Source organism: Mesorhizobium sp. YIM 152430 (assembly GCF_029210365.1).
Lineage (GTDB): Bacteria > Pseudomonadota > Alphaproteobacteria > Rhizobiales > Rhizobiaceae > Aliihoeflea.
On the sequence record NZ_JARGES010000018.1, the window covers coordinates 247,519 to 264,153 of the forward strand.

Annotated in this window: 11 protein-coding genes; 8 read left to right on the forward strand and 3 right to left on the reverse strand. The window is 64.4% G+C overall.

Annotated features, from left to right (window positions below):
• The first annotated feature begins 41 nt into the window (after positions 1 to 41).
• On the forward strand, positions 42 to 602 hold the full coding sequence (locus PZ895_RS03725) for a TetR/AcrR family transcriptional regulator (RefSeq protein WP_275837705.1): 561 nt from the start codon (positions 42 to 44) through the stop codon (positions 600 to 602).
• Here PZ895_RS03725 and PZ895_RS03730 read toward each other — a convergent pair.
• On the reverse strand, positions 599 to 1,333 hold the full coding sequence (locus PZ895_RS03730) for an SDR family oxidoreductase (RefSeq protein WP_275837706.1): 735 nt from the start codon (positions 1,331 to 1,333) through the stop codon (positions 599 to 601). The two genes, PZ895_RS03725 and PZ895_RS03730, sit on opposite strands and share 4 nt — an antisense overlap.
• 139 nt (positions 1,334 to 1,472) lie before the next feature.
• Here PZ895_RS03730 and PZ895_RS03735 point away from each other — a divergent pair, with 139 nt between their 5' ends.
• Genes PZ895_RS03735 through PZ895_RS03745 form a run of 3 tightly spaced genes read left to right on the forward strand, consistent with a single transcriptional unit; the run spans position 1,473 to position 8,032 of the window.
• Positions 1,473 to 4,778: a transglutaminase family protein gene (locus PZ895_RS03735; protein ID WP_275837707.1), complete on the forward strand. Its 3,306-nt coding sequence runs from the start codon at positions 1,473 to 1,475 to the stop codon at positions 4,776 to 4,778.
• Complete coding sequence (locus tag PZ895_RS03740; protein WP_275837708.1) at positions 4,775 to 7,153, forward strand: circularly permuted type 2 ATP-grasp protein; 2,379 nt, start codon at positions 4,775 to 4,777, stop codon at positions 7,151 to 7,153. The genes PZ895_RS03735 and PZ895_RS03740 overlap by 4 nt, the downstream gene beginning before the upstream one ends.
• Positions 7,154 to 7,159: 6 nt before the next feature.
• Entirely contained in the window at positions 7,160 to 8,032 is an 873-nt protein-coding gene (locus tag PZ895_RS03745; RefSeq protein WP_275837709.1) for a transglutaminase family protein, read from the forward strand.
• Between the two features lie 5 nt (positions 8,033 to 8,037).
• On the opposite strand, the gene PZ895_RS03750 is transcribed toward PZ895_RS03745, so the two are convergent.
• Complete coding sequence (locus tag PZ895_RS03750; protein WP_275837710.1) at positions 8,038 to 9,441, reverse strand: mannose-1-phosphate guanylyltransferase/mannose-6-phosphate isomerase; 1,404 nt, start codon at positions 9,439 to 9,441, stop codon at positions 8,038 to 8,040.
• A gap of 121 nt (positions 9,442 to 9,562) precedes the next feature.
• Here PZ895_RS03750 and PZ895_RS03755 point away from each other — a divergent pair, with 121 nt between their 5' ends.
• Both PZ895_RS03755 and glmS read left to right on the forward strand, forming a co-directional pair.
• Positions 9,563 to 10,927 carry a phosphomannomutase gene (locus tag PZ895_RS03755; protein ID WP_275837711.1) on the forward strand — a complete coding sequence of 455 codons (1,365 nt, stop codon included), beginning with the start codon at positions 9,563 to 9,565 and terminating at the stop codon, positions 10,925 to 10,927.
• Between the two features lie 156 nt (positions 10,928 to 11,083).
• Positions 11,084 to 12,907 carry a glutamine--fructose-6-phosphate transaminase (isomerizing) gene (gene glmS, locus PZ895_RS03760; protein ID WP_275837713.1) on the forward strand — a complete coding sequence of 608 codons (1,824 nt, stop codon included), beginning with the start codon at positions 11,084 to 11,086 and terminating at the stop codon, positions 12,905 to 12,907.
• Here the strand turns inward: glmS and PZ895_RS03765 are convergent.
• Entirely contained in the window at positions 12,894 to 13,853 is a 960-nt protein-coding gene (locus PZ895_RS03765) for an NAD-dependent epimerase/dehydratase family protein (protein ID WP_275837715.1), read from the reverse strand. The genes glmS and PZ895_RS03765 overlap by 14 nt on opposite strands.
• 202 nt (positions 13,854 to 14,055) lie before the next feature.
• On the opposite strand from PZ895_RS03765, the gene PZ895_RS03770 reads away from it, so the two are divergent.
• Together PZ895_RS03770 and PZ895_RS03775 are read left to right on the forward strand one after the other, a co-directional pair.
• The gene (locus PZ895_RS03770) at positions 14,056 to 16,008 is read left to right on the forward strand and encodes a nucleoside-diphosphate sugar epimerase/dehydratase (RefSeq protein ID WP_275837716.1); all 1,953 of its coding nucleotides are present in this window, start codon (positions 14,056 to 14,058) and stop codon (positions 16,006 to 16,008) included.
• A gap of 23 nt (positions 16,009 to 16,031) precedes the next feature.
• The gene (locus tag PZ895_RS03775) at positions 16,032 to 16,592 is read left to right on the forward strand and encodes a sugar transferase (protein WP_275837717.1); all 561 of its coding nucleotides are present in this window, start codon (positions 16,032 to 16,034) and stop codon (positions 16,590 to 16,592) included.
• Positions 16,593 to 16,635: the final 43 nt, after the last annotated feature.

Below are 16,635 nucleotides of genomic sequence, written 5' to 3' on the forward strand. Positions count from 1 at the left end.
TTGTCAACATTTGCTAATCTGCAAGGGCTCGGCGTGTCGATTTGAAAATTCCAGCCGGACGGCCAAGCTCAAGGAAGCGCATCCTCGAGGCTGCGGAAGCGCTCGCGCGCGAGCAGGGACCCGGCAACATATCGCTCGATGCGGTTGCCGCAAGGGCAGGTCTGTCGAAGGGCGGCCTGCTGTACAATTTTCCGACCAAGGCCAAGCTCCTGGAAGCATTGGTCGAAATGCACATAGAGCGGGCCGAGACCGCGCTTGAGCGAAGCATCGGCGCCGGCCCCGAAGGTCGTAATGCCATGGCTCTGGCCTATCTGCGCTATTGCCGACAGGAGATGATCGACCGGCCGGAGCCGGCTTCGGGCGTGCTCGCGGCAATCGCGGAGAACCCCGAATTCATCGACCCCGTGCGCCGTTATCAAAAGCAGGTGATGGAACGCCTGCGCGAGCGCTCGGCAGATTTGGAACTGTCGACGCTGGCCTTTCTGGCCATCGAGGGGTTCTGGTCACTGCGCCTGATGGAAAGCGACTGCATCCGTCCCGACGAAGTCCAGCGCGTGCTGGACAGATTGGAACGGGAACTTGAGGGCGTCGACCCCGCCTAGAGATTGCGCAGGTCGGTGATGACCTCATTGCCAAAGCCGTCCGACAGGAGATGGTCCGCGATCTTCGTGCCCGCCTCTGCCGGCGACGAGAGGACGCCGTCGGCCTTCATCGCCTTGAACTGGTCGATGGCGGGAAATTGCTCGACGGTCGAGCCGCGAATGTCTGCCTGCATGTCGGTGTCGATGACGCCGGGGGCAAGGCTCGAGATGCGCAGGCCGGCAATGCCGTCTTCGGCGACCGCGCGCGCATGATTGTCAAGCGCCGCCTTGGTCGCGCAATAGATGCTCCATCCGGCCATGCCGCGCCGTCCCGCACCTGACGAGATGTGGAGGATGCGACGGTCCCTGACTGGCGCCGCGACGGCCTGAAAGAGATCGGCCAGCACCAGCGGTCCGGTCACGTTGAGCGTCACCGCCTTGGCTATGGCCTCCGCGCCGCCGGTTCCCACCGGGCCGATCGGCTTGACCATGCCGGCATTGTTGACGAGCAGCACGCGCTCGGCGCCTGCACAGAACGCCTCGATCCGGTCGGCAAGCGCCCGGTCGGCGAGCGCCGCCGCATCGCCGAGATCAAGTGCAACCTGCGTCAGCTTCGCGCCGTTCGTCGCCGCCAGATGCGCGGAACTGCGCCGCGACAGGCCGAGCACGTCGACATGGCTGTCCAGCAGCGCAGCGGCGATCGCTTCGCCAAGCCCCCGGCTGTGTCCGGTCACGATAGCCTTCGTTTTCATCATTCCCTCCATCGTCGGTGCGCAAGGTGATGGCGTCGGACGGACCATGCAACTCTTTTCCAACAAAGCTGTGGTGCAACGCACCTATTTGTGGAAACGTCGGCTCGACTCGATCCCACATGGAAGCTCCATCCGCCCGATGTCGATCCTCGCTGCCATCAGCCATCTGACGCATTACAAATATGATCGCCCGGTCACGCTCGGCCCGCAGATCATCCGCCTGCGTCCCGCGCCGCACAGCCGCACGCGCGTCGTCTCGCATTCGCTGAAGGTCTCGCCCGACACCCATTTCGTGAACTACCAGCAGGACCCCTACGGCAACTGGCTGGCGCGCTACGTCTTTCCCGAGCCGGTGCGCGAACTGAAGATCGAGGTCGACCTCGTCGCCGACATGACGGTCTACAACCCCTTCGATTTCTTCGTCGAGGAGGAGGCCGAGCACTGGCCGTTCGACTATCCGGCCGCGTTGCAGGACGATCTCGTCATCTACCGCACGCCTGAACCGGCCGGCCCGCGTCTTCAGGCATTTCTCGACACCGTTCCGCGTGAGCGCACGCGCTCAGTCGATTTCGTCGTCAATCTCAATGCGCGGCTGGCCCGCGAGATCGGCTACGTCATCCGCATGGAGCCGGGCGTGCAAATGCCCGAGGAAACCTTCGAGCGCGCCTCCGGCTCGTGCCGCGACACGAGCTGGCTGCTCGTCCAGATTCTTCGACATCTGGGTTTCGCAGCGCGCTTCGTCTCGGGCTACCTCATCCAGTTGAAGCCCGATCTCGTCGCCCTCGACGGGCCGGCGGGGACCGACCACGACTTCACCGACCTCCACGCCTGGGCCGAGGTCTACCTGCCTGGCGCGGGCTGGATCGGCCTCGATCCGACCTCCGGCCTCCTGACCGGGGAGAGTCATATCCCGCTTGCCGCTACGCCGCATTTTTCCAATGCCGCGCCGATTTCCGGCATGGCGAGCTATGCCGAGGTCGATTTCGCCTTCGACATGAAGGTCATGCGGGTCGCCGAACATCCGCGCATCACCAAGCCTTTCTCCGACGAAGCCTGGACCGAACTCGACCGTCTCGGCGAGACCGTCGATAAGGCGCTCGAGGCGGGCGACGTGCGGCTGACCATGGGCGGCGAACCGACCTTCGTGTCGATCGACGATTTCGAATCCGCCGAATGGAACACCGACGCCGTCGGCCCGACCAAGCGCGCGCTCGCTGACCGGTTGATCCGGCGCCTGCGCGACCGCTTCGCGCCGGGCGGATTCCTGCATTACGGGCAGGGCAAGTGGTATCCGGGTGAGACGCTGCCGCGCTGGACATTTTCGCTCTATTGGCGCGAGGACGGCAAGCACATCTGGCGCGATGCCGACCGGATCGCGACGGAAACTGGCGGCGGCGTGGCAACGCCTCAGGAGGCCGAAAGTCTGCTGCGGGCCATCGCCGGCGAGCTCGGTCTTCGGGGCGAAAACGTCGTCCCGGCCTATGAGGACCCGGCCGAGTGGCTGTTGAAGGAAGGCCAGCTTCCCGAGAACGTCACGCCGGAAAATTCCGAACTGAAGGACCCGGAGGAGCGCTACCGCATCGCGCGCGTCTTTTCGCGTGGCCTGACCGAGCCGTCCGGCTATGTCCTGCCGGTGCAGCGCTGGCAGGCGGCGGCGGCCGCGCCGCGCTGGATGTCCGAGGTCTGGAACGTGCGGCGCGGGCATCTCTTCCTCGTGCCCGGCGACAGCCCGGTGGGTTACCGCCTGCCGCTCGGCTCGCTCCCCTATGTGCCGCCGGCGCAATATCCCTATGTGAACCCGGCCGACCCGACCGAGGCGCGCGGTCCATTGCCCGAGCCGCCGGACCCGGAGCAAAAGGTCGCGAGCTTCACCGCCGCGACGCCGCAGCAGGCGATCGTGCCGCAGGAGATCGGTGAACTCGGCGGTGCCGTGCGCACCGCGCTCTCGGTCGAACCGCGCGACGGGCGGCTCTGCGTCTTCATGCCTCCAGTCGAGCGCATAGAGGACTATCTGGAACTGGTGGCCGCGGCCGAGAACGCCGCCGAAAAGCTCGGCGTCAAGGTTCATATCGAGGGCTACGCGCCGCCTGCCGACCCGCGCATGAACGTCATCCGCGTCGCCCCGGATCCGGGCGTCATCGAGGTCAACATCCACCCGGCCTCGTCCTGGCGCGACTGCGTGGCGACGACCGAGGCGATCTACGAGGAAGCGCGCCAGTGCCGGCTCGGCGCCGACAAGTTCATGATCGACGGCCGGCACACCGGCACCGGCGGCGGCAACCATGTCGTCGTCGGCGGCCGCACGCCGATGGACAGTCCGTTCCTGCGCCGGCCCGACCTGTTGCGCAGCCTGATCCTCTACTGGCAGCGCCATCCCTCGCTCTCCTATCTGTTCTCCGGCCTCTTCATCGGCCCGACCAGCCAGGCGCCGCGGATCGACGAGGCCCGCCATGACGGGCTCTACGAGCTCGAGATCGCGATGGCGCAGATCCCCGATCCGTTGGATGGGAACCAGCCGCTGCCCTGGCTGACGGATCGGCTGCTGCGCAATCTCCTGACCGACGTGACCGGCAACACGCACCGCGCGGAAATCTGCATCGACAAGCTCTATTCGCCGGACGGGCCGACCGGGCGATTGGGGCTGGTCGAATTCCGCGGCTTCGAGATGCCGCCCAATCCGCGCATGTCGCTCGCGCAGCAATTGCTGGTCCGCGCCATCCTTGCGCGGCTCTGGCAGGCGCCGGTGAAGGGATCGTTCACGCGCTGGGGAACGGCGCTGCATGATCGCTTCATGCTCCAACATCACGTCTGGACGGATTTACTCGACGTCCTTTCAGATCTGAAGGATCACGGCTTCGCTTTCCGTTCCGAATGGTTCGAGGCGCAGGCCGAGTTCCGCTTCCCGTTCTGCGGCGAGGTCGAGTATGAGGGCGTGAAGCTCGAACTGCGCCAGGCGCTTGAGCCGTGGCACGTTCTCGGCGAAACCGGCGCGATCGGCGGAACGGTGCGTTACACCGACAGTTCCACCGAGCGTCTTCAGGTCAAGCTTCAGGCGGCCGATCCGTCACGCTACGCCGTCACCTGCAACCGCCGCCGCGTGCCACTGGAAAAGGTGGCGAACGGCGTCGCGATCGCCGGCGTTCGCTACAAGGCGTGGCAGCCCGCCATGGCGCTTCACCCCGTTCTCGAAGTCGATACGCCACTGACCTTCGACATCTACGACAACTGGACCGGGCGGTCGCTCGGCGGCTGCGTCTACCACGTTGCCCATCCGGGCGGGCGCAACTACGAAACCTTCCCGGTCAACGGCAACGAGGCCGAGGCGCGCCGGCTTGCCCGTTTCGAGGGCTGGGGCCATACGCCCGGCCGCTTCGAGGCGGTGCGCGAGACGCCGCATCCCGAATTTCCCTCCACGCTCGACCTGAGGCGTCCGGCAAACCTATGAGTGTCCCGTCGCCGCGCATCTCCCGCGAACGAAGGCGCACCGCGCTCCTGGAAACCTATCGCGCGTTTCCCGGAACGCATGACGAGCTTCTGGATGCCGGCGGCGCGGTGCGCCCGCTCTGGCGCGGCCTCGTCGATGACCTTGCGCGGATGCAGCCGGGCGAGATCGAGAACCGCGTCGCGCGCGGGGACGAATATCTGCGCGATGCCGGCGTCTATCTGCGCCAGTTCGGCGCGGGCGATGCCGAGCGCGTCTGGCCGCTCAGCCATCTGCCGGTCCTGATCCACGAGACCGACTGGTCCGACCTCGTCGCCGGGCTCGTCCAGCGCGCCGAGCTTCTGGAGACTATCGCGGCCGACATCTACGGCGAAAACCGGCTCGTCGCGGACGGGCATCTGCCGGCGGCGATCGTGGCGCAAAGCCCCGAATGGCTGCGCCCGATGGTCGGCGTGCCGCCCGCATCGGGTCACCGCCTGCACATCGTCGCCTTCGACGTGGCGCGCTCGGTCGAGGGGAACTGGTGGGTGCTCGGGGACCGCACGCAGGCGCCGTCCGGCGCCGGCTTCGCACTGGAAAACCGCGTCGCGACCGCGCGTATATTCTCCGAACTCTACGCCCACACCAACGTCCATCGCCTCGCCGGCTTCTTCCGCGATTTCCGCTCCAGCCTGCAATCGCTGGCGCCGGGTGGGGAGGGGCGCGCCGCGATTCTGACGCCGGGCCCGCACAGCGACACCTATTTCGAGCACGCCTATATCGCGCGTTATCTCGGCCTGTCGCTTCTGGAAGGCGAGGATTTGACCGTGCGCGACAGCCGCCTGATGGTGCGCACGGTTTCCGGCCCGCAGCCGGTCGGCGTCCTGTGGAGGCGTCTCGATGCGAGCTATGCCGATCCGCTCGAACTCGACGACCGCTCGCGGCTCGGCACGCCAGGTCTCATGTCGGCCCTGCGGCAGGGCAGCCTCGCCATGGTCAACGCGCTCGGCGTCGGCGTTCTCGAAACGCGCGCGCTCCTCGCCTTCCTGCCCCGCCTCTCCGAAATCCTCCATGGCGAACCGCTCGCGCTTCCCAATGTCGCCACATGGTGGTGCGGCGACGAAGCAACGCGGACGGCCGTCGCGGAGCGGAGCGATCTGCATCGCTCCTCCGCGCTCTCGACCAGCCTTCCCTATGAAGGCGACATACCGCTATCCACGCACGGCTTTTCGATCGACGCCTCGCCTGCGACGCATCCCGAACTCTTCGTCGCGCAGGAGATCGTCTCGCTCGGCTCGACGCCGGCGCTCGACGGCGAAAGGTTGGTCGCGCGGCCGTTCAGCCTGCGTGTCTTTCTGGCCCGCACGGCCGATGGCTGGCAGGCGCTACCCGGCGGCTATGCGCGCATCGCGGCGGGCGAGGGCGGTGCGGCGAGCCTCGCGCTCGGCGGCAAGGTCGCCGATGTCTGGGTCGTCGCCGACAGGCCGGTCGAGGCGATCAGCCTCCTCTCCGGCGAGCACGCGGCCAATCTCAAGGCGCAGCAGGGCGCGCTGCCGGCCCGCGCCGCCGACAATCTCTTCTGGCTCGGGCGCTATGTGGAACGCGCCGAGGACACGATGCGGCTCGTGCGTGCCTATCGCGTCCGCGCGGCGGAGGCCGGTGGCGAGGAGACGCCGCTGCTCGTTCATTTCGGCGAATTGCTGGAGGATTTGGGCATCGACCTTGCCCAGCGCATCCCAGAGGCGCTGTCCGCAACCATCGGCTCGGCCGTCTTCAGCGCCTCCAAGGTGCGCGACCGTTTCTCGGTCGATGGCTGGGCGGCGCTCAAGGATTTGGCCGCAACGACCCAAAGTATGAGCGAAAAAGACGAGGTTTCGGACGCAAACGGACGGATAATGGGCGTTCTTTTGCGCAAAATCACCGGTTTTTCCGGCCTTGCGCATGAGAATATGTACCGTTTCACCGGCTGGCGCTTCATGCGCATCGGCCGCTCGCTCGAGCGCGCCATCGCCACAGCCTCCATGCTCGGCCTCATGATCGCCGACGACGCGCCGGAAGGCGCGCTCGACATCGCCATCGAGATCGGCGACAGCGTTCTGACCCATCGCCGCCGCTTTTCGCTCGAGGCCAGTGTCGAAAGCGTGGTCGCGCTTCTGGCGCTCGACCCGATGAACCCGCGCTCGATCCTGTTCCAGGTCGCGGAGATCAACGATCAGGTGCAGTTGCTTCCCGATGGTGGCCTTGCCGGCCGCGCCGGCGATCTCGCGCGGGCAGCACTACGGTTGCACACGCAGCTTGCAACCACCCAGGCCGGAGAGGTCGACACCGCCTTTCTCGAACGCGTGCATGGCGAACTGGAAATCATCTCCGATCTCGTCGCCGCGGCATATCTGGGATGACGCGCCATGCTCTATGACATCAAGCTGACCATGCGCTTCGACTATTCCGGGCTTGCCGGCGGCGGGCGCCATGCGATCCGGGTGTTGCCGCAGACGCTCGGCGCGCATCAACGGATGATCGCCGGCCATGTCGACGTCGACCCGGTGCCGCGCGAGCGCTCGGCGCGGGTGGATTTCTTCGGCAATCCGGTCACCGACTGCGCCTTCGACGCCATCCCCGACGATCTGGTTTATACCGCGCAGGCGCGGGTGGAGCGCACGGCGCCGTCCTATGCCAATTCGGATTCGACTCTGCTAGCCGATCTGCGCGCCGAACTCGATGCCGACAGGACGCTTCTGGCGCGCTCGCCGGCGCATTTCCTCAACGCATCGGCCCTCGTCCCGCCCCATGCGGGCATCCGCGACTACGCGCGGCAACATTCATCGCGAACCGTCTATGAGACGGCGCTGGCTCTCAATGCGGCGCTGCACAAGGACATGCGCTACGACGCCGAGGCGACCGATGTCGACACGCCGCTGGCCGAAGCTTTCGAAGCGCGGCACGGCGTCTGCCAGGATTTCAGCCACATCATGATCGCCGGTCTGCGGCATCTCGGCGTTCCCGCCGCCTATGTCAGCGGCTATCTTCGCACCATTCCGCCGAAGGGCAAGCCGCGGCTAGAAGGCGCCGACGCGATGCACGCCTGGGTGTCGGCCTGGTGCGGGGCGAAAACCGGCTGGGTCGAGTTCGACCCGACCAACGACCTCGTGGTCGGCGCCGACCACATCGTCGTCGGCTATGGCCGCGACTATGCCGACGTGCCGCCGGTGCGCGGCGTCATCCGCACCGCCGGCGGTCAGACGGCAACGCAGGCCGTCGACGTGTTGCCGCTCGATTAGCTGGTCTACGACCTTCCGTAGCGGTCCTCGAAGCGCACGATGTCGTCCTCGCCGAGATAGGAGCCGGTCTGGACCTCGATCAGTTCGAGCGGAATCTTGCCGGGATTTTCGAGCGCGTGGATCTCGCCGAGCGGGATGTAGACGGATTCGTTCTCCGTCAGCATGATCGTCTCCTCGCCCTTATGCACCCGCGCCGTACCGCGCACGACGACCCAGTGCTCGGAACGATGATGGTGCATCTGCACCGACAATTTGGCGCCCGGATTGACAGTGATGCGCTTCACCTGATCGCGCTCGCCGACATCGATGGAATCGTAGTGCCCCCATGGCCGGTAGACGTCGCGGTGGTTCAAGTGCTCGGTGCGGCCTGCCTCGCGCAACTGGTCGACGATTCCCTTGACGTCCTGCACCTTGTCCCGGTGCGCGACCAGGAGCGCGTCCTTGGTTTCGATGACGACGAGGTTTTCGATGCCGACCAGCGCGACGAGGCGTCCGTCCGCGCGCACCAGCGTGTTGCGCGTGCCGATCGACAGCACGTCGCCCGAGAAGGAATTGCCGTCTGCGTCCCGCTCCTGCACCGACAGGAGTGCAGACCACGAGCCGATGTCGTTCCACTCTGCATCGAGCGGCAGGACGACGGCGTCTTTCGTCTTTTCCATCACCGCATAGTCGATGGATTCGGAGGGGCACTCCTGGAACGCCTTGGCGTCGATCCGCACGAACTGCATGTCTGGCGTCGTGGCAGCCATGGCCTGCCGACAGGCGGACAGGATATCGGGCCTGAACTTCTTCAGTTCTTCGAGATAGCGCCGCGCGCGGAACATGAACATGCCGCTGTTCCAGAGATAGTTGCCCTCGGCGACGTAACGCTCGGCAGTGGCGGCGTCGGGCTTTTCTTCGAACGCGGCGACCTCGAAACCGGCCCCGAGCGGATTGCCCTTGCGAATATAGCCGTAGCCCGTCTCCGCGCTTGCCGGCACGATGCCAAATGTGACGAGCTTGCCCTCGGTTGCCAGCTTGATGCCGGCGCGCACGCAATCGCGGAATGCTTCGGATTGGCGAATATGATGGTCGGCGGCCAGGACGAGCAGGACCGGATCGTGCCCGGCTGCCGATGCGCGGATCGCGGCGAGCGCAATGGCGGGCGCGGTGTTGCGCCCGACTGGCTCAAGCAGGATCGTCGCATCGCCCTGGCCGGCGACGCGCATCTGCTCGGCGGCGAGGAAACGCTGTTCCTCGTTGCAGATGACGAGCGGGGTCCGCCCGTCTAGGCCTTCGAGCCGCGTGACGGTCGCCTGCAACATGGTCTGGCTGCCGATGAGGGCATGAAACTGCTTCGGGTAGAGCTGGCGCGAGAGTGGCCAGAGCCGGGTCCCCGACCCGCCAGCCATGATGATCGGCAAGAGCATTCGCGCGTCCCCGCTGTCTTTCCCGGTTCTATCCGGGAGCATTCATGACAAAGTCGAATTTACATGTCGTGAACGCAAATCGTGCAACTTGCCCGATAAAGTCTTCCGTGGAGGCAGCGCAGTGGGATCGCCTTTCAAGGCTTACGATGTTCGCGGCCGCATCCCGCAGGAGGTCGACGTCGCCTTCATGCACCGGTTCGGCAAGGCGGTCGGCCGCGAATTGTCGCCGCGCGCGGTCGTTATCGGTCATGACATGCGCCAGGAAAGTCCCGCCTTCGCGCTGGCGCTGGCGCAGGGGCTTCTGGACGCAGGCGTCGATGTTCTGCCATTGGGCATGTGCGGTACCGAGGAGGTCTATTTCCACACCGCCGCGAGCGGCGCCGATGCCGGGCTGATGGTCACGGCCAGCCACAATCCGGCCGACTATAACGGGTTGAAGATGGTGCTGTCCGGCGCGCGGGCCGCAACGCGCGAAAACGTCCTTGACGCGCTGGAGAGCGTCGTCCTGTCAGAAATCCCGCTGCCGCCGGTAGCAAACTACGCGGCACGCGGACGTCTGCACGACATCCTGCCGCGCCGCGCCTATGTCGACCGGTTGCTCGCCTCAGTCGCCGACAAGGCGCTGAGGCCGATGAAGGTCGTGGTCCACGCCGGCAATGGCTGCGCCGGGCCCGTGCTCGACATGCTGGAGCCGCACCTGCCCTTTGAGTTCGTGCGCGTCGACCACGAGCCCGATCCGCGCCTGCCGAACGGCATCCCGAACCCGCTTCTGCCGGAAAAGCGCCTGCGCGCGAGCGCCGCCGTGCGCGAGACGGGTGCCGATCTCGGCATCGCCTGGGACGGCGATTTCGACCGCTGCTTCCTCTACGACCATCGCGGCGAATTCGTCGAAGGCTACTACCTGGTCGGCATGATCGCGGCGACCATGCTGCGCGACCATCCCGGCTCGCCGATCATCTACGATCCGCGCGTCTGCTGGAACACGATCGATATCGTCGAGAAGGCGGGCGGAGTGGCCAAACCCTGCCCGACGGGTCATGCCTTCTTCAAGCAGAAGATGCGCGAGGAAGACGCGGTCTATGGCGGCGAGATGAGCGCGCATCATTACTTCCGCGATTTCGCCTATTGCGATTCCGGGATGCTTGCCTGGCTTGCGATTGTCGCGGAACTGTCGGCGCGCGACATTGCCCTTGCCGATCTCCTCGCTGACCGTATCGCGGCATTTCCCTGTTCCGGCGAGATCAATTTCACCATTGCCGACAGCCGCAGGGTCCAGCAACGCATCGCCGACAATTTGGCAGGCAAGGCGCGTTCGACCGATTGGCTGGACGGGCTGTCGATGGAGTTCGACGACTGGCGCCTGAACCTGCGCGCGTCGAACACCGAGCCGCTTCTGCGCCTCAACCTGGAGACGCGCGGCGACGTCGCGCTCCTCGCCGACAGGCAGGCGGCCGTGGAAGCGATGATCCGCGACGATCGCACCTGACGCGTTGGGGCGCCAGCCTTGCGGCGGCAAAACCGCAATGCTATGGCCGCCGCAACATCATGCTGCGCGATCCCGTGTCCACCTGGAGTCGCGGTGCAGCTTTGCCCGAAATGGATGCCGCCATGCGGGGCGGCGCCTTCCCGATGAGGTCCTGATATGTGCGGTATTGTTGGAATCGTGGGCGTCCGCCCCGTCGCTCCCCTGATCGTGGACGCACTCAAGCGCCTCGAATATCGGGGCTACGATTCCGCCGGCGTCGCGACGCTGTCCGATGCCGGGCTCGACCGCCGGCGCGCCGAGGGCAAACTCGTGAATCTGGAGCGTCGGCTCGAGGACAGCCCGCTCGACGGCACGATCGGCATCGGCCACACGCGCTGGGCCACGCACGGCGTTCCGAACGAGACCAATGCCCACCCGCACTTCTCGGGCGGCGTCGCGGTCGTCCATAACGGAATCATCGAGAATTTCGCCGAGCTTCGCGAGGAACTGAAGCGCGACGGGTATTCCTTCGTCTCGCAGACGGATACCGAAGTCGTCGCCCATCTCGTCGCGCGCGGCATGAAGAACGGCGCGGGTGCGGTCGAGGCCGCCCACGCGGCGATCAAGCGGCTGGAGGGCGCCTTCGCGCTTGCCATCATGTTTGCCGACGATGCCGATTTGATCGTCGGCGCGCGCAACGGCCCGCCGCTCGCCATCGGCCACGGCGAGGGCGAAATGTTCCTCGGCTCCGACGCCATCGCGCTGTCGCCCTTCACCAACGCCGTCACCTATTTGGAAGACGGCGACTGGACCGTGGTCCGCCGCGACAGCTTTGCCGTGTTCGATGCCGCCGGCAACGCGGTCAATCGCGAGAGAAGGCAGGCGGCCAACGCCGCCTATGTCGTCGACAAGGGCAATTACCGCCACTTCATGGAGAAGGAGATTTTCGAGCAGCCGGAGGTCGTCTCGCACACGCTCGCCCACTATCTCGACTTCTCCACCGGCCGCATCCGCGACATGGCCGCGCCGTTCGATTTCGCGTCCATCGACCGTCTTGCCATCTCGGCCTGCGGAACCGCCTATCTCGCCGGCGTCGTCGGCAAATACTGGTTCGAGCGTCATGCGCGCCTGCCGGTCGACATCGATATCGCCTCCGAGTTCCGCTACCGCGAGATGCCGCTCGCGGCGAGCGACGCCGCGCTGTTCATCTCGCAGTCGGGCGAGACCGCCGACACGCTGGCCTCGCTGCGCTACTGCCGCCAGGTCGGCATGAAGATTGGCGCGGTGGTCAATGTTCGCGAGTCCACCATCGCCCGCGAATCCGACGGCACTTTCCCGACGCTCGCCGGTCCCGAGATCGGCGTCGCCTCGACCAAGGCGTTCACCTGTCAGCTTTCCGTCCTCGCTTCGCTCGCCGTCCGCGCGGGTGTCCAGCGCGGCACGATCGATGCGGCGGAAGAGGCACGGCTGGTTCGCCAACTCGCTGAGGCCCCGCGCTATATCAATTCGGCGCTCAAGGTTGTCGAGCAGGTCGAGAAAGTCGCACGCGAGCTTTCGCATACCCGGCACGCGCTCTATCTCGGCCGCGACACCAGCTATCCGCTGGCCGTGGAAGGCGCGCTGAAGCTGAAGGAAATCTCCTATATCCACGCCGAAGGCTATGCCGCCGGCGAACTGAAGCACGGCCCCATCGCGCTGATCGACGAGGATATGCCGGTGATCGTCGTCGCGCCGCACGACCGCGTCTTCGAAAAGACCGTGTCGAACATGCAGGAAGTCGCGGCGCGCGGCGGCAAGATCATCCTGATCACCGACGAGAAGGGGGCCGAAAAGGCAGGCATCGAGACGCTGGAGACCATCGTCGTGCCGACCGCGCCCGAGCTTCTCGCGCCACTCGTCTTCGCCGTGCCGTTGCAGATGCTCGCCTATCACACGGCCGTTCTGAAGGGCACGGATGTCGACCAACCGCGCAATCTGGCCAAATCCGTCACTGTCGAATAAGCGGCGTCTGGGTGCCTCCTGAGGCGCCGATGAAGCCGGCGCCGGACTTGCGAATGCCTTCCTGCGCCGTCTCGGGCGGCTGCCAGTCGAAGACGTGTCGGAACCGTGACGAATCGACTTCGAGATTGCCGAACAAGCTTTCGGCCATCTGGCCGCGTCCCATCAGTTTCATGAGCGCTGTCATGAGGCTCGGTGGCACCGGCAGGAGTCTGGCGGGCCGCCCCATGCCGCTGCGCAAGTGAGCGATAATTTCCGGAAGGCTGACGCTTTGCATGTCGCCGACGGCATAGGCGCCGCTGTTGACAGGCTGGCCGCGGTGGCACGTTTGACTGACGGCGTCGGCAAGATTGTCGATCGACACCATTGTCCGCCGGTTGTCGACCAGCCCAAAAGGCAAGGGAGCAGGGCTGGCAGCTATTTTCTGCAAGAGTCCCCAGTTTCCCTTGGCCCTTGCTCCGTAGACCATCGGCGCGCGCAGGCTGATGCCCGTGCGCTCGGGTGAAGAGAAGGCTGCGATCTGCTGCTCCGCGGCGAGCTTGGAGCGGCCGTATGGCAGTTGCGGCCGGGTCGGTGTCGCGTCGTTCACCGGCCCGTCATGTGCATTTTCCGCCACCGCGAAAATACTCGACATGAAGATGAGCGTCCGCACCCCTGCGGATCGGGCTTCCTCGGCCAATCGGGCGGTTGCAAGTTCGTTGATCTCGATGAAATCGCGGTCGCTCGTGCCGCCTCCGGGAACCTGTGCCGCCAGGTGGACGACCGTGTCGCATCCTTCAAGGTGGGATGCCCATTCCGTAGCTGCCGAAAACGATCCGACGACCGCCTCGTCGGGATCTCCTGAAGGCGCGCGAACGGCCTTGACGACGTGAAACCCTTCGGCTTGAAGCCGTTCCACGACAGCGTGGCCGATAAAACCTGAAGATCCGGTGACAAGGATTTTTCTCATCGGTTCACCTCGTAACGAACATTTGGCCTCGTGCCTGACAGGTGCGATATCGCAATGTCATGATTTTTCCAACTTGTTGTGGCGTCATTTTCCGCCACCAATTCGCACGCCAACCGTGTTAATATGTTGCCGTCAGCCCACTCGGCCTGTATGGGGCAGTGTATTTGGAGTTGAGTGGTTTTTCTTAAGCGGCGGTTTGACGATGGCGATATCACGAAGACGATTTCGTCTGGCCTTCTGGCGGGGCGTAAGCATTTTTTTCGATCTTGCCATAGCTTATCTGGCCTTTTACGGCTCCTACGTTATTGTGTATGACAGTCTCGAAGTCGGACATGTTCCGGGACTTGAGGAAAAATCGCTCGCCTTTGCTGCTATTTGTGGATGCATGATCTTTGTATTCGGTGTGCATCGCAGCACTTGGCGCTATGTCTCGCTTCCCGATACGCTCAATCTGGTCAAGACGGTCGTGGCGACAGTCGCCTTCTATACGGTAGGCGCATTTCTCATGTCGCGCGGACAAAACGTGCCACGCAGCGTCATCGTTCTCAGTATGCTCCTTTTGATAGCGGGCCTGGTGACGCCTCGCCTGATCTATCGCCTTGCTGTCGAAGGACACCTGCTCAATCCGATCGGCGGCCGGCGTCCGGGGCCCGGAATGCGCGCGGTTATCGTTCTCGGCCTGACCCATCTGGCCGAGAACTTCATTCGCAACACGCGACGCAACCGGAAGCCGGAATTCTTCATCGCCGGCATTCTGGACTCGGCGGAAGCGTCGCGACCAGGCGCGGTTCAGGGCATCCGCATCATGGGAAGCCTGAACGACATCAAGTCGGCGACTGAAAAGCTCGCGCGCCAAGGTATCGAGGTTCAGGAACTCGTCATTGCCGAGCAGTCGCCGAGCCGACGCCGGCTGAGTGAAATCCTGCGCGCCGCCACGGCCGCAGGGTTGAAGACCACCCGCATTCCAGATGTGCTGGAAACGTCCTCGATCACCGACAGCGCGCTGATCGACCCGAAGCCAATCGAACTGCGCGACCTTCTGGGACGCCCGGAAGTCCAGTTGGATACGCAGGGTATTGCCGGACTGATTGCCGGCCGAACGGTATTGGCAACGGGCGCGGGCGGCTCGATCGGCTCGGAACTGACGCGCCAGATAGCACAGTTCGGACCGAAGCGATTGATCATCAGCGACAATTCCGAATTCAACACCTATATGCTCGACAAGGAAATCCGGGAAAACTTCCCGGAACTGGACTTCGTCTCCCGCCTGGTCAGCGTGCGTGACAGGAGGCGGCTGAATGATCTTTTCGCCAGCTACCAGCCGGACGTGGTCTTTCATGCTGCGGCGTTGAAGCATGTCCCCTTGGTGCAGGACAATCCGATCGAGGGCATCAAGACCAATGTGCTGGGCACGCGCAACGTCGTCGACGTCGCAATGAAGCACGGCGTATCGACATTCGTCATGATTTCCACCGACAAGGCCGTCAATCCGACCAATGTCATGGGCGCGACCAAACGAGCGGCCGAGGCTTACTGCCAGATGATGGACGTTTCATCCGAAACGACGCGCTTCAAGACGGTGCGTTTCGGGAATGTCCTGGGCTCAAACGGGTCCGTTGTTCCGCGCTTCCAGGAACAGATTGCCGCCGGCGGGCCGGTCACCGTGACGCATCCCAATATCGTACGCTACTTCATGACCATTCCGGAAGCTGTCCGGCTCGTCCTGCACGCGTCGGCACACGCCCTTGAACAGCATACCGAGCGCGGAAAGATCATGGTGCTCGATATGGGCGATCCCGTAAGAATTGCCGATCTGGCCGAGCGGATGATCCAACTGGCCGGTTTCAATGCGAATGAAGACATCGACATCGTCTATACGGGCCTGCGTCCAGGCGAGAAGCTTTATGAAGAGCTTTTCGATCCGAGTGAAGTGCAGAACGCCCGCACCAAAGAGGGCTTTGTAATCGCATCACCCCGAATGATCGACCGTGCGTTCTTGCTGAGCACGCTTGCACGACTGGAACAAGCGGTGGAGAAGGAAGATCCCGAACGGGCCGTCGAATTGCTGCGGCACATCGTTCCCGAATACCGGCAATCCCCTGACGCCACGGATGACGCGGACAAAATTCGCCATATCCAGCTTCAGGCGTTATGAGCCTTGCAGGAAGTCTCGTTGAAATGAATCGTACTCTGGAAATTCCTGCGGCACTTGCAGGAATCATCGTGGCGGCGCCTGTGATCTTTGTCCTGGTGTCTCTGATCCGGCGCGAATCCGAAGGTCCGGGGATATTCTCGCAGGAGCGTGTCGGTCTCGACGGGCGAATTTTTCGCTGCCATAAGCTGCGGACGATGCGCCGCGACGCGCCGAATGTGCCGACCCATGCGGCGGACGGCGCCCAGATCACCCCGATCGGCCGGTTCCTTCGTCGCACCAAGCTCGACGAGTTGCCGCAATTGTGGAACATCCTCAAGGGCGAGATGAGCTTCGTAGGCCCTCGTCCGTGCCTGCCATCCCAAGTGGAATTGATCGAGGAGCGACGCCGACGAGGGGTGCTGACCATCCGTCCGGGCATCACCGGACTGGCGCAGGTCAACGATATCGACATGTCCGATCCTGTCCGCCTTGCCGAGAAGGATGCCGAATATCTCGATCAGCGTTCGTTGAAACTTGATCTCAGACTGATCTACATGACGATCTTCGGCCGCGCTGGGCAAGGGGACCGTATTTCGAACGGGTGATTTTCGCCCCCCTGGCAAAGTAAGTTGAAAAATCGAAGGAGCA